This is a genomic window from Halococcus sp. PRR34 (genome assembly GCF_028617175.1).
GTDB lineage: Archaea > Halobacteriota > Halobacteria > Halobacteriales > Halococcaceae > Halococcus > Halococcus salifodinae.
The window spans coordinates 1-1,922 of record NZ_JAQJDA010000054.1 but is presented as its reverse complement, the minus strand read 5'-3'; the positions used below and the strand labels follow the sequence as shown (position 1 = coordinate 1,922).

General features: G+C 57.6%; 1 protein-coding gene. It reads left to right on the top strand.

Annotated features, from left to right (window positions below; translation table 11 throughout):
* Positions 1-102 precede the first annotated feature (102 nt).
* A complete protein-coding gene (locus tag PHA81_RS20745; protein ID WP_273838780.1) occupies positions 103-1,698 on the top strand; it encodes a transposase in 1,596 nt (531 codons plus the stop codon).
* Positions 1,699-1,922 lie beyond the last annotated feature (224 nt).

Below are 1,922 nucleotides of genomic sequence, written 5' to 3'. Positions count from 1 at the left end.
ATAGCCCGTTGCACGGTTTCGAAATCAGTTCGGAAATATCGTACAGCAGTCACTAATTACAGGAATAGTCACTTTCACTAGACTAGAAGTCGGAGTAGTGCTATGAGTACCAGCACCTCCGACGCCTGCGACAACACCGCCTATTCGCATAAGATCACCGTTCGTGAATACCTCCGAACCCACGGCGAGGTCGCCTCCAAGGACGATCTCCGCGCCGGCACCGACGTGCCGGCGTGGTACATCACTAACATCGCTTCCCAAGCCCCTTTCTACACTTCCTTGAACCACAACAACGAGTACGTCGCCAGCAAGAACATCGTCGGCCACCGCTCCACTCACGACGGGTTCTGGCGACCCGAGGTGGATGACGGCGTCGCCGTCTTCCACCGCAAGGAAGACGCCAAGCCGACGCTCAAACACCTCGCGTTCCGCCGTCCATCCGGGCTGACCGCATCCGAAGCAAACGACCTTCTCGGTCGTCGCTCCTACCGCCCACTCCAGAAGCTCGCTGACCAACAGGAAGTACACGCCACGGAGTGGCAAGACACCACCGTCTACACCCACAGCTGGCCGTCCCGCAGGGACGACCAGCTGGCTCAGCGTGAAACCGACCAGCCAGCCGATGTCACTCCCGACGATCCTGCTGACGACGGCTACCTCTACCGTGACGAACTCGTTGCAACCTTCCTCTCAGTCGCTGTCTCGGAACTTCAGTCAATCTCTCCCGAACGAGCTGCCACACTCGTCCTGCGGCAGTTCGAGGGCGACTCCTTCGACGCCCTCGAACGCCGTCTTCAGCGCAATCACTCATTTCGAGAGGCTCTCGACTACACCGAGCCAGAGGACGTCCCGGATGGGACGTCGCTCTGGCGGGCCTTCGATGAACTTCATCCCGATGAACTCCGAGACTGCCTCCAGTCGATGTGTAGCGAGTTGCTTGCCGATCACGAACATGCCGGTGAGTTCGTCGTGATCGATGGAACGCACATCGCGGCGTGGGCGAATACGCGTGATGAGATCGAAAATGGCGAAGTTGAAGGTGCGAGCTGGGGGAAACACGAAGGATCGTTCTACGGGTACAAGGTGTTTCTCGTGGTGGATGCGGCAACGGAGCTGCCGGTCGCCATCACGATGGAGACCGGCAAGAGGAACGACAGTGCGGCGTTCGAACCGCTCGTTGAGGAGTTCAACGAGCGGTACGACACTGACGATCTCCAGGCAGCCCTCGCCGATGCCGGCTTTGACAGTCAGGATAACCGCGACTTCTGTCAGGATCAGCTCGATTGTCCGTTGCTGACGGCGATCAATCCTCGCCGATCGTCGCCGTTAGCAACGATCAAGGACGAAATCAAGGAACTGTTCAAGGAACACGGCGAGGAGATCGACAGTCCCTACGACGCTCTGGAGCGGCTGCCACAGAAGCAACTCTCGGAGTACGGTGTTTCCGTCGGAAACGTCGAGGAGACGTACATTTTTCAGGCAATCAAAGAACGGATGCATCGACACCTGCGGGCAGGTGTCGAGCGCGTATTCTCGCGTCTGAAGTCCTTTACCGGCCTTGATCGCGTCCGCGCACGCAAGAAGAACAACGTTGAGACTCACGTCGTTCTCTCGGCAGTAGCGCTGGTTGCAGCGTCTCTCACTGCACAACGGCAGAACAAACCAGGGTTGATACGGTCACCGAGTCGGCTCATCTGACGGTCGCGCCATCTGTCCAAAAAACAGGTGTCGCCGCCTGAGAGGCATCGCTCTCAGGCGGCTGTTTTTTCTGAAAGAAGCTCGACCAATCAGGCTGATCTACCGGCCGATTCAGCCATTTCTATCAAAAATCGTTCCATCGTTTCACCAACTCTACTGATGGAGTCCGGATTCAGGCCCGATCGTTCCGTCTGGCGATTTGATTTTGAACGTGCAACAGGGTA

Excerpts from the sequence above, each read along its gene's own strand:
- PHA81_RS20745 (WP_273838780.1), top strand. The coding sequence starts at position 103 with ATGAGTACCAGCACCTCCGACGCCTGCGACAACACCGCCTATTCGCAT.